Source organism: Saprospiraceae bacterium, assembly GCA_016710235.1.
Taxonomy (GTDB): Bacteria; Bacteroidota; Bacteroidia; order Chitinophagales; family Saprospiraceae; genus Vicinibacter.
In genome coordinates, this window is the sequence record JADJLG010000001.1 from 2,525,253 (window position 1) to 2,545,285 (window position 20,033).

Annotated in this window: 8 protein-coding genes; 4 read left to right on the plus strand and 4 right to left on the minus strand. The window is 38.3% G+C overall.

All coding sequences use genetic code 11. From position 1 onward, the window contains the following. Positions 1 to 3: 3 nt before the first annotated feature. From IPI99_10120 to IPI99_10130, 3 genes are all read right to left on the minus strand, one after another. A complete protein-coding gene (locus tag IPI99_10120; protein MBK7340870.1) occupies positions 4 to 2,109 on the minus strand; it encodes a thioredoxin domain-containing protein in 2,106 nt (701 codons plus the stop codon). After that, positions 2,099 to 3,934 (minus strand): tetratricopeptide repeat protein, encoded by a 1,836-nt coding sequence (locus IPI99_10125; GenBank protein MBK7340871.1) that lies wholly within the window; start codon positions 3,932 to 3,934, stop codon positions 2,099 to 2,101. The genes IPI99_10120 and IPI99_10125 overlap by 11 nt, the downstream gene beginning before the upstream one ends. A gap of 119 nt (positions 3,935 to 4,053) precedes the next feature. Next, on the minus strand, positions 4,054 to 5,259 hold the full coding sequence (locus IPI99_10130; GenBank protein MBK7340872.1) for a hypothetical protein: 1,206 nt from the start codon (positions 5,257 to 5,259) through the stop codon (positions 4,054 to 4,056). 354 nt (positions 5,260 to 5,613) lie between these two features. On the opposite strand from IPI99_10130, the gene IPI99_10135 reads away from it, so the two are divergent. Beyond that, positions 5,614 to 6,114 (plus strand): asparaginase, encoded by a 501-nt coding sequence (locus IPI99_10135; protein MBK7340873.1) that lies wholly within the window; start codon positions 5,614 to 5,616, stop codon positions 6,112 to 6,114. A gap of 1 nt (position 6,115) precedes the next feature. Here IPI99_10135 and IPI99_10140 read toward each other — a convergent pair whose 3' ends face one another. After that, complete coding sequence (locus IPI99_10140) at positions 6,116 to 7,168, minus strand: PorP/SprF family type IX secretion system membrane protein (GenBank protein ID MBK7340874.1); 1,053 nt, start codon at positions 7,166 to 7,168, stop codon at positions 6,116 to 6,118. Between the two features lie 227 nt (positions 7,169 to 7,395). Between IPI99_10140 and IPI99_10145 the strand changes: the two genes are divergently transcribed. The 3 genes from IPI99_10145 to IPI99_10155 all read left to right on the plus strand — a co-directional run bounded on the left by IPI99_10145 (position 7,396) and on the right by IPI99_10155 (position 19,960). Then, entirely contained in the window at positions 7,396 to 8,052 is a 657-nt protein-coding gene (locus IPI99_10145) for a C40 family peptidase (protein MBK7340875.1), read from the plus strand. Positions 8,053 to 8,203: 151 nt separating this feature from the next. Beyond that, the gene (locus tag IPI99_10150) at positions 8,204 to 19,138 is read left to right on the plus strand and encodes an HYR domain-containing protein (protein ID MBK7340876.1); all 10,935 of its coding nucleotides are present in this window, start codon (positions 8,204 to 8,206) and stop codon (positions 19,136 to 19,138) included. Between the two features lie 378 nt (positions 19,139 to 19,516). After that, entirely contained in the window at positions 19,517 to 19,960 is a 444-nt protein-coding gene (locus IPI99_10155; protein ID MBK7340877.1) for a hypothetical protein, read from the plus strand. Positions 19,961 to 20,033: the final 73 nt, after the last annotated feature.

Genomic DNA, 20,033 nt, shown 5'->3' on the forward strand with positions numbered 1-20,033 from the left:
GGATTAATGGATCAGCTTGAGTGCCTCATTGATTTCATTTACAGGAAGCTTGCAAACTTTGTTTTTACAAACATAAATCATAGTCTGTCCGGATTGTAACTTATCTTTCAATAATTCAAGTGTGCCCTCTGTTTTTCCACCTAAGAATATGCACTGAGGTAGATAATGACTCTGCATTGCAAGGTTCTTTTCTGTAGAATCATCTCCAACAATTGCAATTTCATATGGTGACGAAAGATGTTTCAGGTTCACTTTCAACCAATTGGTATAAAATGTCGGGGCATGTGTTGCAAGATTATCTATTGCGCTTGCACACATTTGCTTGCTCCTTTCTATATAATCCTGATTGTAATAATAATGTCCTAGTTGAAGTAAAACATCAGCCATCATGGAATTACTACTCGGAATTACATTATCCTCCATTTCTGATTTTCTGACAATGAGTTTATCATCGTTTTTTGAATTATAGTAAAAATAAACATTGCTTTCATCTGAATAATCAGTTATTGCAATTTGGCATAGTTTGTTTGCTTTGTCAAGCCAGATTTCATCAAAAGTGATTTCATATAGTTTAATATATGCTAATATTACACTGGCATAGTCATCCAAAAAGGCATTTATGTTGCTTTGTTTTGGTGAATACGTACGAGTCAGTTTTCCATTGCTAAGTGTAAGATTTTTGGAGATAAAGTTCCCTGTTTGAATTGCATTTTTTAATAATGATTCATCTCCAAGTGCTGTATAACTTTCGCACAATCCTATAACCATCAATGCATTCCAACAAGTTATTATTTTTGTGTCTTGGTGTGGTTTTACCTTTTTTTGTCTAGCAGTTTTGAGCAATTCGAGTTGTGAATCAATAATTTCATTGATCTTATCTTGTGACTTTTGATACTTTTTTGCTAATTTATTGATTTCAATAGATTCATGAAGAATATTTTTTCCATCTTCCCAGTTGCCGGATTCCCTGATATCATATAGATCAAAGAAGATTTTTTTTGAAATAGGATCGGTTAGAATGGTTTCTAATTCAAGTTTTGACCAGACATAATATTTGCCTTCTTCGTGTTCACTGTCTGCGTCATATGCAGAAAAATAGGCGCTCTCGGGATTCTTGAACTGGGAAATTAAAAAATGCAAACTCTCCGTTAGTTTCTCCTTTAGCAAACTATCTTTATTGAATTTATAACATTCGGCCATGAGTGAGATAAATTGGGCATTGTCATACAACATTTTTTCGAAGTGGGGAACTTTCCATTCTTGATCAGTGCTATACCTGGAGATTCCTCCATCAACTTGATCGTATATTCCACTCCTAATTATTTTATTTAGTGTAAGCAGTACCATATTGATCGATTTTTGATCTTTGGTTGCATTACCATAATGCAAGAGATACTGCCAAATTGAGGGCATTGGAAATTTTAACACGCCTGCTCTTCCTCCCGATATGGGATCACAGGATTCAATTATTTGCTCTGTTAAAGTAGAAATGATTTGCGTATTAATATCAACAGCTTCAGAGGCTTGTAATGAAGAACTGGTCAACATTCTACGCTCTAGTTCTCTTGCCATTTTTTCGATATCGTTTGGATCTTCATTGTATGTCATCTGGATTGAGACAAGAATTTTTTTCCAATCATCTTTCGATAAGTACGTACCGACCCAAACAGGTTTCCCTTCCGGAGTGCAAATTGCATTTAATGGCCATCCACAGCTTCCATCAGGGTGCGAAAGTTGACAAGCTACCATATATACATTGTCAACATCTGGTCGTTCTTCGCGGTCTACTTTGATATTAATGAAATTCTCATTCATAATTCGTGCTACACCCGTATCCGAAAAAGATTCTTTTTCCATTACATGACACCAATGACATGAAGAATATCCAATACTGACTACCATCAACTTACGCTCAGATTTTGCTTTCTCAAGGGCCTCATTTTTCCATGGATACCAATCTACAGGATTGTGTGCGTGCTGTAGTAGGTAAGGTGATGTCTCATGAATTAAATGATTTTCCGACTTGTTATTTGATTTCTGAACAAGACATGACGTCAGATTAAAAAATATAAATAAAATGAGAAAGTACTGAATTAACCTAATGCTCACGATTGAATAATTTTAATTTTTCATTATAGATCAAAGCTGAATCCGTTTTGTGCAGATTGTCTCTGTATATTTTTACTAACAAATTAAGAGGTTCTTCTCGACTAGGGTTAATTCCATGTGCAGTCAAAAGTGATTTGATTGCTTCATCAAATCTGTTAAGCGCTCTATAAGTATAACCAAGATTATATTCAATGTCGTATACTTTGGGATTTATTTTTTGCGCATGGCTAAGCGCATCAAGGGCAGATTCATAATTATCCTGTTTAAGATAGAATACCGCCAGACTGATTAGAGCCGGAAAGTAAGTACTGTCTGCTTGATATGCCGCTATATAGGAATTTTTTTCTTGAGCAGTTTGCCCCTTCTCACGATATACCCAACCTGCAAATTGATTACATGTACTTTGTTTAGGTAAAATATATAAAGATTGATTGTAATATTTAAGCGCTGAGTCAAGATAAGCATTCTTTTTTTGTTCATTGGATTGTTCTTTTGAGAGATTGTACCAATACTTACCAAAAAACATATTTGTCCTTACAGAATGAGGAGCGGATTGAATTCCACTTTTGAATAGACTTTGGTCATTTTTCCATATCGCAGATTGGATATATGAATAATACAGAAAAATTCCAATGATTGGGTATGTAATATATGTTGAATAGGATTTGATTGCTGTATATTTTTTGAAAAAAGACTCCATCAAAAAAGTAAATAGAATACAAACTCCCAATACTGGTGTAAACAAAAATCTTTCTGCAAAACTGGATCCGATTAGAAAGAATAAATTTGAAGTAGGGGCAATGAAAATTAGAAACCAAATAATAGATGTTGCCTCAAAGAATTTGGATTTTTTATATAAATAAAAAATGCCAAATAAGGAAAGAAGAACTATTGATAAGGCGATCCAGAATCTTGAATCCAGTTGAAAAACTAGTGGAATTTGATTGTATGAGTAATCGTAGCTCAATGGGTAAGGAAATACACTTTTGATAATGTAATTCTGTAATATTACAATTGCCGAAGGCAGTCTACTCAGAAAATCAGGCAATAACACCAAGCTATTTTGTGTGACATCCAGATTTCCAAATTCTAAATTTACTTGTGTTCTTATAATGAAATATAATATTAAGCTTACAAATAATGGTATTGCTGATTGTAAAAAATACTTTGATTGAGTATCTTTAAAAACTATCAATACCCACAGTGGGACAACAATGAAGAGTCCGATGCTGCTTTCTTTTGATAAAAGTGCAAAAAGGCAAAATACTCCGGAAAGTACAGCAAAAACACTTTTTCCTGAGTTTCGATTTTTTATAGCGAAGTACAGTGAAGCTGCTATTCCAAAAAATGCTAAAAGTTCGTCTCTACTTTTAATATTTGCTACGACTTCGACATGCGTTGGGTGTACAGCAAATAAACAAATAATAATGAGGCTTGTCGGCTTACCTATACCACTTAAATATAAGACTTTCAAAAATACAATACATGATAAAATGTACCAAAAGATTTGAAAGGTATGAAAAGTTTTGGGTTTAAAACCAAAAAAATGACTTTCAAGTGCATAAGTGGCTAAAGGAACCGGTCTGTAAATAGGATCTGCAGTGTTCGAGTAGCCAAATAAGTAACTGTGGGAAAAAATTTTCGGAATACCACTTATCCCTCTTTGAACGAAATGATTGTCTCTTGTCACCAAAACATCATCTCCGGTATATTGAAATCCAATAGTTTGGCTGTAAGCTAGAACTATAAGTAAGGTGATGACAATGTATCCGAATATCGAATTAGATTTTAAATTGGAGTATGCAGATTTTTCAAGCTCAGTCATTCTTTATTAATTCCACCCAAAATTAACTAATGTAGTGCATACCAGTGAATTTATCTGTGGAGAAAAAACAATAGCCTTGCTTTGTAAACAAGGCTATTGCAACGAGGTTTACGTGTATCTTAGTTGTTGATAAACACTTTGAAAGTAATCGGTTTCGCGTGTTGATCCTCAACGCAGATAAAAAAAACACCACTATTTAAATTTTCAATAGGGATTTCTATTTTGGATTCATTTTTTCTTAAAACAAAGTTGCGATTTGAGAGCTCTGTACCATCTGAAGCTATAAGACGAATGTCATATTTTGTATCCACTGCACAAATCGATGAGAATAGAATCACGATGTTATTTTCTTGTTTAAATACTTGTGAAGGAACTGCTTGTTCAAGCTTTGGCTTTGAAGAAATAACTGGTGAATAGGTATAAGAACCGTCCAAATCAATCATCTTAAGCCTGTAATAAATGACAGCTGAGTTAATTTGAGTATCTAAGTAATCTGCATTCTGTGGCAATCCGACCTGTTGATAATCAGCATAATAAACTTTGGCCAGAGTGGTAAAGAAACTCGGATTATTTTGAGATTTTTCAACTTCAAAATGAGAAAAAGCACCATCGGCAATTGCGGTCCATCTGAGGTGGTTTCCTTGAGCACCGGCAATCACTTCAAAGCTAAGCAAATCCAAAGGTAGAATATTGAGACCGCATACTTTGATGGTGCCATTGTTATTCGGACCATTGTTTGCATAAATGGAATCGCCTGGACACGACGTGTTTTTCCAAGCCCCGGTAGTTCCATCTCCTGTTACTACAACCACAGGTTTTAAGATAGCTGGTATCCCGCATACTGATGCAATTTCGAAGCAAAAAGGATTAAGTGAAAGAAATCCAGCTTTGGGAGTGCCTGTACCGTTATCACCATAATTATCTTTTGGATTTAAATCATAGTCATCAACATAGTATCCTGGGCCTGGTAAACCAAGAGCTTGAGCTTGAGCTACATTGAAAAATGTCCATTTCCTGGTTCCGCCTTGAGTAGTTTGTTCCCCGGTGCTGCCTTTTAACACAATCGCGCCAGATGGTAATTGATTCCAAGGTATAAAAATTCCATGAACCCAATTGGTGCTGGATTCAAAAAACTCTGTGAGAGTGAAGCAAAATTTGATGGATAAATTTCCCATGATTGGATCATTTGCAGAACCATCTCCTCCATTTGTACCTACTACACTTTGGATTGTAAGGACTCCTTTAGCGCATTGCGCGTAGGAGCTGCCCGGCCACACGCTAATGACGCAGTAAAGGGCGATTGCGGCAAACATTTTGATTTTCATGGGTAGGAATAATATCCGGTTTTTGTAATCCAACATCTAATACATTGTCCCAAAAGTCATGCCAAATGAGATTGGAGCTGATTAAGTAATCTGCAAATATATATTATATTTAAAATCAATGACATATAAATTGTAAATATATTTAATGTATCTTTATTAGATAGAATGCTTCGCTCATCTTGAAAATGTATGGAGAAGCGAATATCTTGCGACACAAATGAGTTTTAATTATATATTATAAAATAATGGATGTATAATAAATACATTATCAATTCTATTTAATTCAATCGACAAGCATTTGGGGATAGAACCCCAATAGTACATCATATTGCTGTTGCTGATTAATTTTGCATCATGAAAAATGACATTCAAGTATTTGTGACTGGTGGAACTTTTGACAAAGAGTACAATTTTGTAAATGGGAGTTTATTTTTCAAGGATACTCATTTGCCTGAAATGCTTGATCGCGGCCGATGCACTTTAGACATTGATATCAAAACCCTGATGATGACAGATTCTCTAGAAATGACAGAAGAAGATCGTGAGATAATTGTCCACAATTGTCAACGCTGTACTTCAGATCAAATTTTGATCACACATGGTACAGATACAATGGTTGAAACTGCAAAGGTTTTAGCAAATGCTTCAATTTCCGGTAAAACAATTGTACTTGCAGGTGCAATGATCCCGTATGCGTTCGGTAATTCATCTGACGGTTTTTTTAATCTAGGCTCTGCGCTTGCTTTCGTTCAAACATTGAAACCCGGAATCTACATAGCAATGAATGGGAGGTGGTTTGAATGGGACAAAGTAAGAAAAAACACTAAAACAGGTTTTTTTGAGGAATTACAGTAATTTAAAATTGAGGACAAATGAAACCTTCATTATCATAATCACCTATAAGAGTTAAGCTGATTTCAAATGAATGTGTAGGTTTTTGATAATATGCAGCATCTCTTAAACCAAAATCATAACTTAAGCCAATAATAAAATTTAAAATTTCAAAACCTGCCATTAGTCCTAAATCAATTGGTTGGTAACTGGTATTACTATTAGAAACTCTGAGATTGGCACCTGCATGTAAAGCTGTTTCTTTAAGGCTAAAAAAACTTTTCCTGTAATTCGTTCCAATAGATACGAATTGATGAGGTCCCTGAAATGAAGCTGTCATTCTGGGAAAATATTGTGTGTTGGAATTTAAATTATACGTAAAATTCGCCAAGACCGTGGTCCGCAGTGCAGAGATGACTTTCTTATTTCCAAAATAATCAACATCATCAAAATCAGAATAGTATGAAATATTCTTGAAAAGTGTATAAAAGCTTGAAACTCCGGTTTGAAGTCTCAATTTTTTATTCAGAGAAACGTTATAATAAAGACCGGCTTTCAGATCAGGTACTGCTTTAATATTAGGAGGAAGTCTTTCAGAGGTAGGTAAATTATATTCATCTATACCATTAAATTGATCTGCAAACAAAAGCCTATCGTAATTAATTTCTTTTTGTGTTATCCCTAATCCTAAACCTCCAGCAATAAAATTTTTTCTTGCTCTGTTTAAAAGTTTATGAAACGAGACTTGAATATTCACTTCATTTGTATTATAGTCTAAATTTCTACTTCGATCGGATAAATAATATAAACCCAATCCTATGAAATCTGAAATGGAAACATTTCGCTGAAGAGGAAGCTTAATGTCACCTAATACAGATAATGTTTTTAATGATTTTGATTCAAAATTTGTCCATTGATCCCTATTGATCAGCCTGACCCTATAATTGCCATCAAAAGCTCCACTCATTGCCGGATTGAGGTAGGTACTTACAGTCATATATTGTGTGAACTGAACATCCTGTGCCTGAATATTCGTGATTATCAATAATAGCAATACAAGTAAGAAATTTTTTGCCATTTGGAGGTTAATGATTAAAAGGCTAAATTAAGTCTAATTTTGATACAGCTGAGTGAATTGTTTATTTTAATTTAATGTAGTTCGTATCCAATGGCATTTGTTTCAAATTAAAACTGATTCTTAGGCGAGTTCGCATTATTTTTGGCTTACTTATTTTTGATTATATGTCGCTTCAGCTTTCGTTAAATTCAGCAGCAATTCGTTCAGAACCTTCCCATCGTTCAGAGATGGTAAACCAATTGCTCTATGGTGAATCATTCACAGTCCTTGAAGAAAGTGGATCATGGAGCATGATCAGATCAAATCATGATGCATATGCAGGTTGGATGGAATCCGCAATTGTGCATAGTTCTCCCCAAGAATCTTACATTCAAGACCGTATTTTGACGTCAACTTGTTATTTGGATCGTTTAAACACTTTACTCAGCCCAGGATCTTTTATTGACATGAAAATTCCTGAGTCTTTGAGCTGCCATTTTCCCAATCCCGAATTGACAATTTCAGAAGCTCTAAATTTAATCTCAAAGAATTTTTTGAATGTTCCCTATTTATGGGGAGGACGAACCGTTTTCGGAGTAGACTGTTCTGGATTGTCTCAATTATTTTTAAGATTTTGTGGATTGCATATAATGCGTGATGCCTCTGAGCAGTCAGACATGGGACTCACTATTCCTTTTGAAGAATTAAAGTTAGGGGACTTACTGTTTTTCCATAATGATAAATACAAAATTATTCATGTTGCTATAGTATTTGCTGAAACTCAGGTCATCCACGCATCCGGGAAGGTCCATTTGGCGAATTTTGACCAAAAAGGAATATATATTCATTCTAACTCCTACACCCATAATTTTGCTTTCGCAAAACGCTTATTAAATACCATTTAGAATTTTATTTGGTAAGGTGTGCCAGGCACACTAAGCCTAAGGAAGATTGGGTTATGGCATATTTTAGATTAATTCTTTGAGATTTGTACAGGGATCCTTTGATTTTCATTAATTTTGTGGAGTTTTAAAAACCGAAGCAAAATCCAACCGCATGAATGTTGTAAAACTCGCTTTTACTACCCCCATTACCATTATTTTACTTTTTTATTCGCATATAGCTTTAATGGCACAATGCCCATCTCCATACGATCATGTCGTTTTGAATGAAGTTTCAGGGGATGCAGGACAATCTGATGGCGTAGATGACGCAATTGTAGAAATTGCCGGACCAACAGGAACCGATATTGGCTGCATGGTCATATCCAATTCTGAATGGGCTATAGTTATACCTGAAGGGACAACAATACCGTCTGACGGCACTTATTTAATCGCTTGTGCTTCAAGGACTTCATCGGATCGTGGTGTGGGAATTAAAGGAGTAAACAATGGTTTAGCTTGCGATGAATGTGATTTTCCAGGGTTACCTATTGATTTTGATGTATGCGATCCTATTAATATTGTTTATTGCGACTTTTCAGCAACAGGATTTACTTTAGACAATCAGCACAGTGCTGACGGCGATCAAGTGATGCTTTTTCGACCTAATGGAACTCCGCATGATGCCATTTATTGGGGTGAATCCAATTCGTTGACCAGGGGAGGTGCCACAACTGGCGGCGCTTCAGGTGATGCAGATCATGTTACGGTTCAAGATCCTACCAAAGGGTCCTATCTTCTTGGTTCAGGTGTTGTGTCTATGGGTAGAGGAGATGGTGGGATTGCAGATACTAGTGCGGTAGCTATTATGCCCAACGGAGCCGGATGTATGGCAAGTCAAATTGCTTACTCTATGCCAAACTTGACTGACCCTATATGGGTCAAACATCCTTCAGCTACTTTTACTGGTTGCAATTCCTCTTATTTGCGAATTTCGAATTCATCTGGTGCTCATGGTAACCCGTCACATAAGTCTACAGCGGGAGACTTAATTCCATATTCAAACTTAATACCTTCTTCTTGTGATCCCTCTGGTGCGCTAGCTCAATGGGGCTATACTGATCACCCAAATCCAGGGGTTAGTAATGATGCAATTGCATGGAATCTAATGGTTACAGATACCGTTTTATGCGCTCCCGGCTCCTTAACTTTTACTTTGGAAGTTTTTAACTGGCAACATGTCAGCGATAATCAAGATACTTTGTCCGGAGCTTGTGATGAAAATATAGGCTCTTATGTAATGGCACCGATTACTGATCCTAAAATGATTGCCGGTCCACTTTCTATCCAAAGTTGGGAGAGTTATTCTGTGGACCCGGTCAGCGGTATTACAACTATGACATATACCTCAGGTATTTTACCAATCGGAAAACATTGTTTTACTTTACAATGGGACGATTATTCGAACTGCTGCGGAAGTACCTCCAAGACCAGCAATGGAGAATGTTATGAGAGACAACAGATATGTGTTGAAATTTTCGCTCCTCTGGCTTATGATTGTGACGGAGATCAAATTGCTGACATTCCACAAACTCCTTGTGTGATTTCATGCGCGGACGGAGATCCCCATGCCGGAGTTATCAATGCTAAACAATATATAATTGGTGGCTCAGATTTGTGTTTTACACTCATGGATAGCGCTGGGGTACTTCCTCCAAAAACCAATACGACAGGAGTTTTTCTTTTAGAAAACTTACCTGCATCGGGTGGTTATTATATTGTGGTAAACGATAAGTCTGGTTGTGGCTTTGCTGATTTGAATTTAGGAATCAGTAATGATTGTGAAGCGGCGGCCCTGTGTCCATCTAATTTCATGACTGACAGCAGTTCAACTTCGGGCTTATATTGTCCTTCAGACACTTTGCAATTCTGCTTAAAAGCAGACAATTTGCCAATGAATGGAATAATCGAATACTATATAGGTCCATGGGATTGTGCTTGGCAGCCAGGTGATGCCACTAGTGAGAAAGTAGGAGAAGTTATAATTGAGGCCCCAAGTTGTGAAAATTGTCCTGCACCCGCCAACCTCAATCCTGGTGGAACTTGTGGCGATGGTGGTGGGATCATAGTCAATGAGTTTTCTCAAGGCCAAAGTGGTAATAGAGAGTGGGTAGAACTGTTGGTTGTAGGCCAGTCTTGCTCAACCGTGAATCTAAACGGTTGGATTCTGAATGACAATGATTTGTCTTGCGGTTCTGCGGGAATTGCACCTGGTTATATTTGGTTTGATTCTAGTAGACCGGGGTGTACCTGTGACTTCAGTGCTGTGCCGGTAGGATCCAGGATTATTATTTACAATGAAGAAGAGAAAGAAACTTGTTTGCCAGCAGATGATCCTTGTGATAGCAATGGTGATAAAGTTTACATTTTGCCGGCGAATCATCCATGCTTGGCAACTTGCTATAATTCTGATGCCTTTCCTTGTCCTGGTGCGAACACAAATCCCGGGGGCTTACAACAAGGTTGGCAAAATGGAACTAGCACAAGTAGTGGATTGCTATTGGGGAATACCAGTGATTGCTTTATAACCAAATGCCCCAACAATCAAATATATCATGGTATAGAGTATGGAGCTACAAATTGTGGTTCAGCTGAACCCAACATCACTTGTGCTTCATCAACTAATGGTTCAGGTTCTCAAGAGTATATCATAAAATGTGGAGACTACTATGCAGATACTGCAGCAATGAGACAAAGCTTCACATCTGCTACGGCGTGTACTATTCAAACTCCGGGTTTAGCGAATAACTCATCAAACTCCATGATGGTTAATCGTCTATGTGGGATAAATGGATTGTGTTTTGTAGAACCTCTTAATCAAAATTGTGTACCAGTACCACCAATCTGGTATTGTTTAGATTATGTTATCCCTCAAGAAGCTTGTCCATCTGACTCATTTTGCCTCAAAGCAAAAATATCCCCATTATCTAGTTCTTGTGATTCTATCGTTGCGATAAACAGACAATACATTATCTCTTGTCCTTCAGCTGATTTAAAAGCTAGGCACATTGATACTTGTTTCGCTGATTTACCAGCAGGGTTAGATATGGATGTGATGGTGATGAATGGTGCTGGGCCGTTTAAATTATGTTGGTCCAGATCGGACGAACCAGGAATCAACCATTGTTTGACCGGCTCAGGCCCAAATTTTACAATCCACATCGACGGACCTACTGAGGGAGAAATAAAAGTGAAGCTTGATTCAATAGTTGATTTAGGTGGGGCAAAGTGTCAAGGAGAAGTGGACAATGATGAAGCCTGTGTTAATCTTAGACCGGAACCTACAGCCAGTATCACTGATCACAAAGACATATCTAGTTGTTCTACAGGATGCGGATCAGTGACGATTACTTTTGAGGGCACAGGGCCTTATACATTTGCGTATTGTTTGAATGGTGGAGCTGAAATGGAGGTCTTTGTAGCTGACAATGTATATATAATTGAAGCTTGTCAGCCAGGAACCTATAAGATCAAATCCTTTTTTGACGATTTTGGCTGTGGTGGTCAGATACTGAATGACGAAGTTGATGTATTGTTTCAAGGTAACGTTCCTGTAGTGGACACCATTTGTATTCCTCAAATGCCGGTGTGTGGCGATAGCTTGGTGTGTCATGATTTGGATACTTTAGTAAAAGTAGTAATTGATACCAATGGTATAAACCCGGGACAACTGGATACCGCAATGGTTGCATGGTATCGATACAATCCAAAATTATCTGGATTTGATCCGGTTGCGCATTTAATTACAGATGGTATCATAAAAATCAAGGATACCACGACTTATTATTTCATTTATACACATCCTGTTACAGGTTGTATGGTTTGCGATTCTGCAACAATTTTTGCAGATTTCTTGGCGTGTTGCATGCCGCCGTCAATCATTTGCCCAAGAGATACATTTTACCCGCCTGCTTTATGTAACATTGTTCCACCTGCACCAAAGTCCGTTTTTAGGAGAGATACCGTTGGTTTGGGAGGCCGCCAAGATACTATTCCTGTTATTTTGAATGGATGTGGTAGTGTGATGTTGACAAGCAGAGATTCAGTCGTTACTTCAAACTGCTTAAGAACTATTTACAGATTTTATATTGCCGTAGATTCGATTGGATTTAGAGATAGCTGTGTTCAACAGATTGCATACACTTTCGATACCATCCCTCCTACACCAATGTGTCCAGCAAATGTAAGTCTGCAATGTCCGGGTGATACAGCCGTTGCGAATACAGGTATAGGTACAGCAATGGATAACTGTATGTCACCTATCCAGGTTAGATATAGAGATTCAGTCATCAATGGGTCTTGTCCTAATGAAAAAACAATTTTCAGAAAGTGGACATTTACAGATGCGTGTTTGAATTCATCTATGTGCACACAGAGTATTTTCATCATTGATACATTACCACCTAAATTTATACCTTCCACGAAACCTAGAGATACAATGGTGGCATGTGAATTTGTATTTCCTGCAAGTACTTACGAGGCTTTTGATACATGTCAATTAACATCAGGTGGAAGAGATATAATAAAGCCATGGATCAATGAGATTCACTATGACGATGTTGGAACAGATACATTTGAATTTATAGAAATAGCAGGTCTTGCCGGTGACAATCTCGCGGGCTATTCATTAGTGCTGTACAATGGTGCGGACAGTTCGATGTACAATACAATGAACCTGGGAGGTATGATTGACAATGAAGGTTCTTGTATGGGGGCATTGGTATTTGCTTATCCTGTAAATGGTATCCAGAATGGTGCTCCGGATGGAATCGCCCTAGTCAATGGAGCTACTGTCTGTGAATTCATATCCTATGAAGGATCCTTTAGGGCAAAGAATGGGCCAGCCGCAGGCATTCAAAGTGTAGATATTGGCGTATTGGAGGCTGGTTCAGATCCAACAGGATTGTCACTTCAGAAAAAAGGATCAGGAAATATGGGAGGGCAGTTTACATGGAATCCAGTTTCAGCTTGGTCGCCTGGGGCCATGAATACCGGACAAACGATTACTCCTCCACCGGCTTGTATGGGTGGAACTGCAAATGTTGACACTTTTGCGACGGTTTATAGGTATGATTCTCTCCCGGGCCGTTGCCCCAATGAATATACATTGGTTCGAAAATGGTTTGCTACTGATAGTTGCGGAAACGTGGATTCATTGGTGCAAAGGATCATGGTAAAGGATACTTCCAAGCCCATGATATGCTCACCATTGACACTTCCTCAAAGTATGTCTGTTTCTTGTAGCAGAGTGCCGGCTATGGATACGATTTCAGGGATAGATCTTTGTGATAAAAGTCTCTTAGGGAATATATGGATCAATGAAATCCATTATGACAATGCAGGTACTGACACTCTTGAGTTTATCGAGATCGCTGGCTTTTTCGGAACTAATTTAGCACAGTATAAATTGATGCTATACAATGGTTCGACGGGACTGGTTTATGATTCAATGAGCCTTAGTGGAATATTGCCAAATGAAAAATGTGGGTATGGAGCTTTGGCCTTTTATTACCCTGTGAATGGCATTCAAAATGGATCTCCGGACGGAATCGCTCTCGTCAAGGGAATTACAGTATTACAATTCATTTCTTACGAAGGTACATTTCTTGCTGTCAATGGACCAGCATCTGGATTATTTGGAAGTCCAATTTCTAGTTCTGAAAATGGAACCACACCATTTACGCAATCAATTCAGTTAACAGGTTGTGGCGATGCATACACCGATTTTGTATGGACCGGCCCAATAGACCGTACGCCGGGTATGTTAAACCCTGGACAGATTGTAAAGGGCAATATTGTGTCATATGGCACAGAACGTCGGGTTCGAGGAATATGTCCTGTGAAAGACACTATTTACCGAAATTGGTCTTTAGCGGATCGATGTGGAAATACTTTCACATGGACTCAGAGAATTATTTCTGTGGATACATCCAAACCAATCGCAATTTGCAGAAATCTTATCGCCTACCTCAATAAACAAGGTATGTCTATGATCCGATCTGCAGATCTTGACGGGGGAAGTTATGATTCTTGCTCTGCGACTTTGAGATTTTTAGCTACAGATACCACATTCAATTGTTTTGATAGGGGGGACCATCTTGTTACCTTATTTGTTTATGATGAATGCAATAATAGTTCTTCTTGTATTTCAACAGTTTCAGTAGTTGATACATTCCCTCCGATGCTTTTTTGTAAGGATAGGACATTTTTTGCTAACCCTGGGGACTGTGAAGCAATTGTGCATATTGATATAAGCGATATTGCAATGGATAATTGTGATCAGAATTTGATGATTATTCAAGATCCGTCTGATCCTTTCAAGCTCGATAGTTTTTTCCCTATTGGAAAACATCTGGTTCGTATTTCGGTAATGGATCAAGATGGTAACATAGCTTATTGTGAATTTTATGTGGAAGTTAAGGATTACCCTTCGCCAATAGTTGATTTATTTTGCAACAATAGTATCCAAGTTAGCCTTGATGCAAATTGCAGCGCAACCATCGGGGCAGATGATATTCTTGAAGGAGGACCATATCGCTGTTATGACTCCTATCGGGTAGAAGTGCGCGATTGGAATACACTGGCTCTTATTGACAGAATGCCCGGCGTCCCAGGTAGTCAAATAGGTAGAATGGATATAGGAAGACCATTGAAAATTACCGTTTTTGATTCTGTGTCTGGTAATAGCTGTTGGTCTCATGCAATAGTGGAAGACAAATTAGCACCTGTTTTGGTTTGTGTACCTGACATTGTTTTGACTTGTGGTTCGTCTGAAGATCCGATCAATACAGGCACTCCGCTTGTGACTGACAATTGTGGAATTTTTACTCTTTCTTATAAAGATAATGCTACTCAGGGATCTTGCTCTCTTGGTTTTGAAAAACAAATAGTAAGAACTTGGATTGCCTCAGACCAATATGGCAATAAAGTTTCTTGTCAGCAATTGATTACGATCAATATTGGAGATTTGGCAGATGTGATTGTGCCTCAACATTTTGATGGTTTGCCTGGAAATCAGTCAATGTTGAACTGTAACGAGAAAAAAGATACATTGAAGGACTTAACTCCACACTATGCTTTTGATCCACTTTGCGTTGATGGTTATTTGTTAGATTCTGCATATTGGAAAGCCACTGGCGGTGATACAGCCTTAGGAGATTTTAGCGGAATGAGACGACCTCGTATTTTAGGTTGGAATTGTATTGATTCAGGAATATACAAAGGTCACCCTAGTCCTTATCCCGTATATTATCCTCCACATCCTGATTGGACTGCCCAAAATCCAAGATGTTGGGGTCCTGATACTTATGTTTTGTGGAAAGGAACAGGTTTTCCTCAGCCTACGGGCTGCCGAAACTTTGGTTCAACTTTCCAGGATGTGGTTATTGACATTGCAAAACCTAACTGTAATGCCGGGTCGATTGGTTGCTACAAGGTTTTAAGAAAATGGACTGTGATGGACTGGTGTACGGGAGAAATTGGTGGACACAATCAGATTATAAAGGTTGGTGATCCTGAAGGGCCTGAGATATTGTATCCCGATTCCATTGTTGTTCAATCCGATGTGTGGACTTGTAGTGGAACATGGGAAGTGCCAAGGCCATGGTTAACTGACAATTGCAGTCAGGATATCCATTACACCATGGAGTCTCTTGATGGTGTAATTTCGGGATCAGAAAAAGACGGGTATTTGATCTCAGACTTAGAATTGGGAAAACACAACATATATATTGTTGCAGAAGATTGTTGTGGCAATTTGACAAAGAAGCTGATTAGAGTAAATGTTTTGGACAACACCCCACCAGTGCCGATTTGTATAAAATCAACTGTTGTAAGTCTGGTAGCGGATTCTCATATAAGTGAGAATATCACTAAAATTTTTGCGACTTCATTTGATGATGGTTCTTTTGATAATTGTGCTCGCCACGTCTATGTAAAAACGATTCGAATGGAAGAATTGAATGGTACGGTGAATGGCAGAACACCTTCGTTTGATAATAGAATCTCGTGTAATGGACTGAACGGGGATGATGATCCGGATCCTGTGTTTGCACCGGGCAATCAGGTATATTTTGATGATTTTGTAAAATTCTGTTGCGCGGATGTAGGACAAAAAATCATGGTAGTGTTGCGAGTATTTGATGTTGATCCGGGAGCAGGACCAATCCATCCAAACAGGATGGGAAGAAGTGGGCCAAATTTGGGCAATACAGGTGATTTATTTGGTCACTACAGCGATTGCATGGTAGAAGTAGAAGTACAAGACAAGGTATTGCCAACATTGATCCCACCACCGAATATTGTGGTGAGCTGCTGGTTCTGGTATGATTTTGAAAAATTGCGTGATCCATTGGATCCAACATTTGGACGAGTGGTAACGGACTTGAGTGCGAGAGCTAAAGTGAAAACAAATGATCTGGTATGTCAGAGATACTGTGTGCCAAATACATTGCACAACTATCCTGGCCCATCAGCAGGGGCAGTACCACCGAATTTACCTGCAGCAAACATAGCATGTAACTACTACAACAGCTTGTACAATCCGGCCCATCCGGACAACAAGTATGAGTTGGTATGGGGCTTTGATGGCTATGTGACAGGAGGCTGTAATGTATCGGTAACGGTGACACCAAACGATGACAACGTGAAGTGTGGACAAGGAGTCTTGACAAGGACGTTTACAGTAAGAACGTCAACGGGAGTAACCTTGAGCCGTCAGCAGACGATCTGGATAGTGGACTGTGATCCATTCTATGTGAATCCTGCAGACTATTGCGATCCAAACGACGACATCGAATGGCCAACCTGTATCAGCGCGAGCTTACCGGGAAGGGTAGAACTGGACGGATGTGGAGCTGACTTGAGCCCTGACAATCCAAGATTGGGCAGACCGAAAGTGATGAACAATGCAGACGACAACTGTGCATTGATCGCAATCGAATATGATGATGAAGTATTTACAATTGAGCGGGATGCGTGCTTGAAAGTGATCAGAACGTGGACAGTAATCGACTGGTGCCAGTACGATCCAAGCAGAAACATCCTTACAGGCCGTTGGGAGTATCAGCAGGTGATCAAGGTTAGAGACAACGACGATCCTGTGATTACTATAATTCCATCAAATTGTGAACCGGCAAGAAAGAACTCGCAAACTCAAATTTGTGAGGGTCATATATTATTGAGAATTGACGTGGCAGACAATTGTACACCAAAAGATTGGTTGAAGTGGGAATATAAAATTGACCTTTTTGCCGATAGTAAGGGTAAGTATGGAAATTTTGACCATATCGTAGGTTCTTTGACTCAACGTGAATATGAAAATGGGGGCATTGTCAAATACAAAGACAATCCTTACGCGGACAATCCTGCCAATCCTCTTTGTGCCGATGGAACTTATCCTATAGGAGTTCATAGAATTAAATGGGTGATAGAAGATGGTTGTGGCAATGTTACAGTCAAAGAAGATTTGTTTGAGATCAAAGACTGCAAAGCACCGACACCATATTGTTTGTCAGGGATAGTGACCACGGTGATGCCAAGTACTGGCTGTATCACGATATGGGCGAAAGACTTCGACCATGGCAGCTACGACAACTGTACACCGCCAGCCAATCTGAAGATATATTTTGAAGGAGGCTCAGACAGTTTATTGATCTGCTGTTCAGATTTTGAAGCAAAACGAGTAAATGATGAATTGATCTTACCGGTGAAGATTTGTGTAGAAGATGAAGAGGGCAACAAGGATTGCTGCGAGACGACAATGATCGTACAAGATCCAAACAATGTTTGTCCTGATGATGGAACATTCAATGGTAAGGTGTATGGAGCCATCAAGACGAACAATGGATCTGAAACAAGTGATGCAGATGTTGAATTGATGAAGAACGGGCAATTGATGAAGGAGATGATGACATCGGTGGATGGAAAGTATACATTCAGCAAACTGATAGAAGGACAAGATTATGTGATCAAACCTGAGCGCAATGACAATTACTTGAACGGTGTGAGCACAGCGGATATCGTAAAGATTCAGAAGCACATCTTAGGACAAGAAGAGTTTAGGGATCCGGTTCAATTCATTGCAGCTGACGTCAATAAGTCCAAGACAATCACAGCAAGTGATATCAGCGAGATCAGAAAGCTGATCTTAGGAGTGACAAGCAAGTTTACTAAGACACCGAGCTGGTGGATCATACCATCAGATTATGTGTTTAGCGATCCTACTCAACCATTTGATTTTCCAACAAGTAAGGAAATTAAGAATCTGCAGTCTGAAAACAAAGTAGATTTCATGTCCATAAAAGTTGGAGATGTAAACCAGACAGCAAGAGCTCATTTTGGACAGAATATAGAAACAAGAACTGGAGCGAAATTGCGACTTGAAGTGAAAGAACAGGAATTCAAAGCGGGAGAGAGCTATGAAATTGAGGTGAGTAGCAGAGGATTTGAAAGTATAACAGGATTTCAGTATACAATCAGCTTTGATGCCAGTGCTATAGAAATTGTTTCAGTGGAGAGCGGATCATTGACAATAGAAGAGAAGAACTTCAACCTTGGAAGAAGGTCTGAAGGGATTGTGACCATGTCATGGGACAATTCAGGATCACAGACTGTGACACAAGGCGAAACCTTGTACAAATTGAGAGTTCAGGCAATGAAAGGTGGAAAACTCAGTAGGCTGATGTCGATCACAGGAGATTTGACGAGCTCAGAAGCATATGACAAGGAAGGCAACCTGAGGGAAGTAGTTCTGGATGTAAGGAATTCAGACACTGTAGTGGAAAGTGGAGTATTCGAGTTGTATCAGAACAATCCGAATCCATTTAATAAGGAAACAGTGATCAGCTATCGATTACCGGAATCAGGACCAGTCAAGCTAACATTATATGACCTCACGGGCAAAGTGATTAGGGTTTATGAACTCAATGGACAGAAGGGCATGAACCAAATGAAAGTCCAAAGAAGCGAAATATCAGGATCAGGAGTCATATATTATCAATTTGATGCTGCTCAAAATTCTGCAACGAGGAGGATGATTATAAACAATTGACAAAACAAAGCGAGGAATTAAAATTGGTTATTAATTGAGTAATGAATATCTCAATTCTGAGGATTTTTTTTCGATAGCGAAAATGATTGATAGAATCCCAATAGTAAATTACAAATTAAAGTATAATATAATATTTATATTGTTTATAATAAATGTTTTAAACATTAATTTTATTTATAATATAATGTAAATATTGTAAAATAATTGAATAAATATTTTTTCAAAATATATAAAATGAGATTGGAGAATTGTATCTTTGCTCGGAAGTATTGAATCAAAAGGAATTTATAACTTAGAAAGACGAAGCAGATTTTCTTAGGTATGAATTAAATTCTAGATTGAATACCTGATTTTTTTATTTAACCAAAACTATAACTCATGAAAAAAACGAATTTCGTTTTGCCTTCGTTTATTGCCAAGTCAGGCACGGCATTTTTCTGCTTATTTCTATTTTTATTTATTTCTGTTTCTTCAGTTAGTGCACAATCCATTAACATACCACAATTGAAGCCTGTGGCGCTAGCGATTGACGCATTGCGTACGAAGATGCACGAGAAGGAGCAAATCTGGAAGAGCGGAGGAGCGAATGATCCTCAGCAGAAATTGGTGATCGATCTATACATGCAAATGATCGATGCACTGGAGACGAGAGTAGATCCAAACATGGACACGAAAGCTGTATTGTTGAGCAATTTGAATTTGCAGACAAACAGTGCGTATGTAGTGATGAGGAACGGCAGAGAGATCGATATGGATGCGACAATCACGAATGTATTGGCGAAGTCTGAGTATCTGGATCTACTGCAAACAATAAAAATCTGATCCCAACATATTTATATAACTAGTAAACTCAAAACTTCATGAAAGAACTAAAAACATTTTTCAATATGGTTTG

What these genes read in the sequence shown, in the direction of transcription:
- IPI99_10125 (MBK7340871.1), bottom strand. Translation starts at nt 3,934, where the DNA reads ATGACTGAGCTTGAAAAATCTGCATACTCCAATTTAAAATCTAATTCG.
- IPI99_10130 (MBK7340872.1), bottom strand. Translation starts at nt 5,259, where the DNA reads ATGAAAATCAAAATGTTTGCCGCAATCGCCCTTTACTGCGTCATTAGC.
- IPI99_10135 (MBK7340873.1), top strand. Translation starts at nt 5,614, where the DNA reads ATGAAAAATGACATTCAAGTATTTGTGACTGGTGGAACTTTTGACAAA.
- IPI99_10140 (MBK7340874.1), bottom strand. Translation starts at nt 7,168, where the DNA reads ATGGCAAAAAATTTCTTACTTGTATTGCTATTATTGATAATCACGAAT.
- IPI99_10145 (MBK7340875.1), top strand. Translation starts at nt 7,396, where the DNA reads ATGGTAAACCAATTGCTCTATGGTGAATCATTCACAGTCCTTGAAGAA.
- IPI99_10150 (MBK7340876.1), top strand. Translation starts at nt 8,204, where the DNA reads ATGAATGTTGTAAAACTCGCTTTTACTACCCCCATTACCATTATTTTA.
- IPI99_10155 (MBK7340877.1), top strand. Translation starts at nt 19,517, where the DNA reads ATGAAAAAAACGAATTTCGTTTTGCCTTCGTTTATTGCCAAGTCAGGC.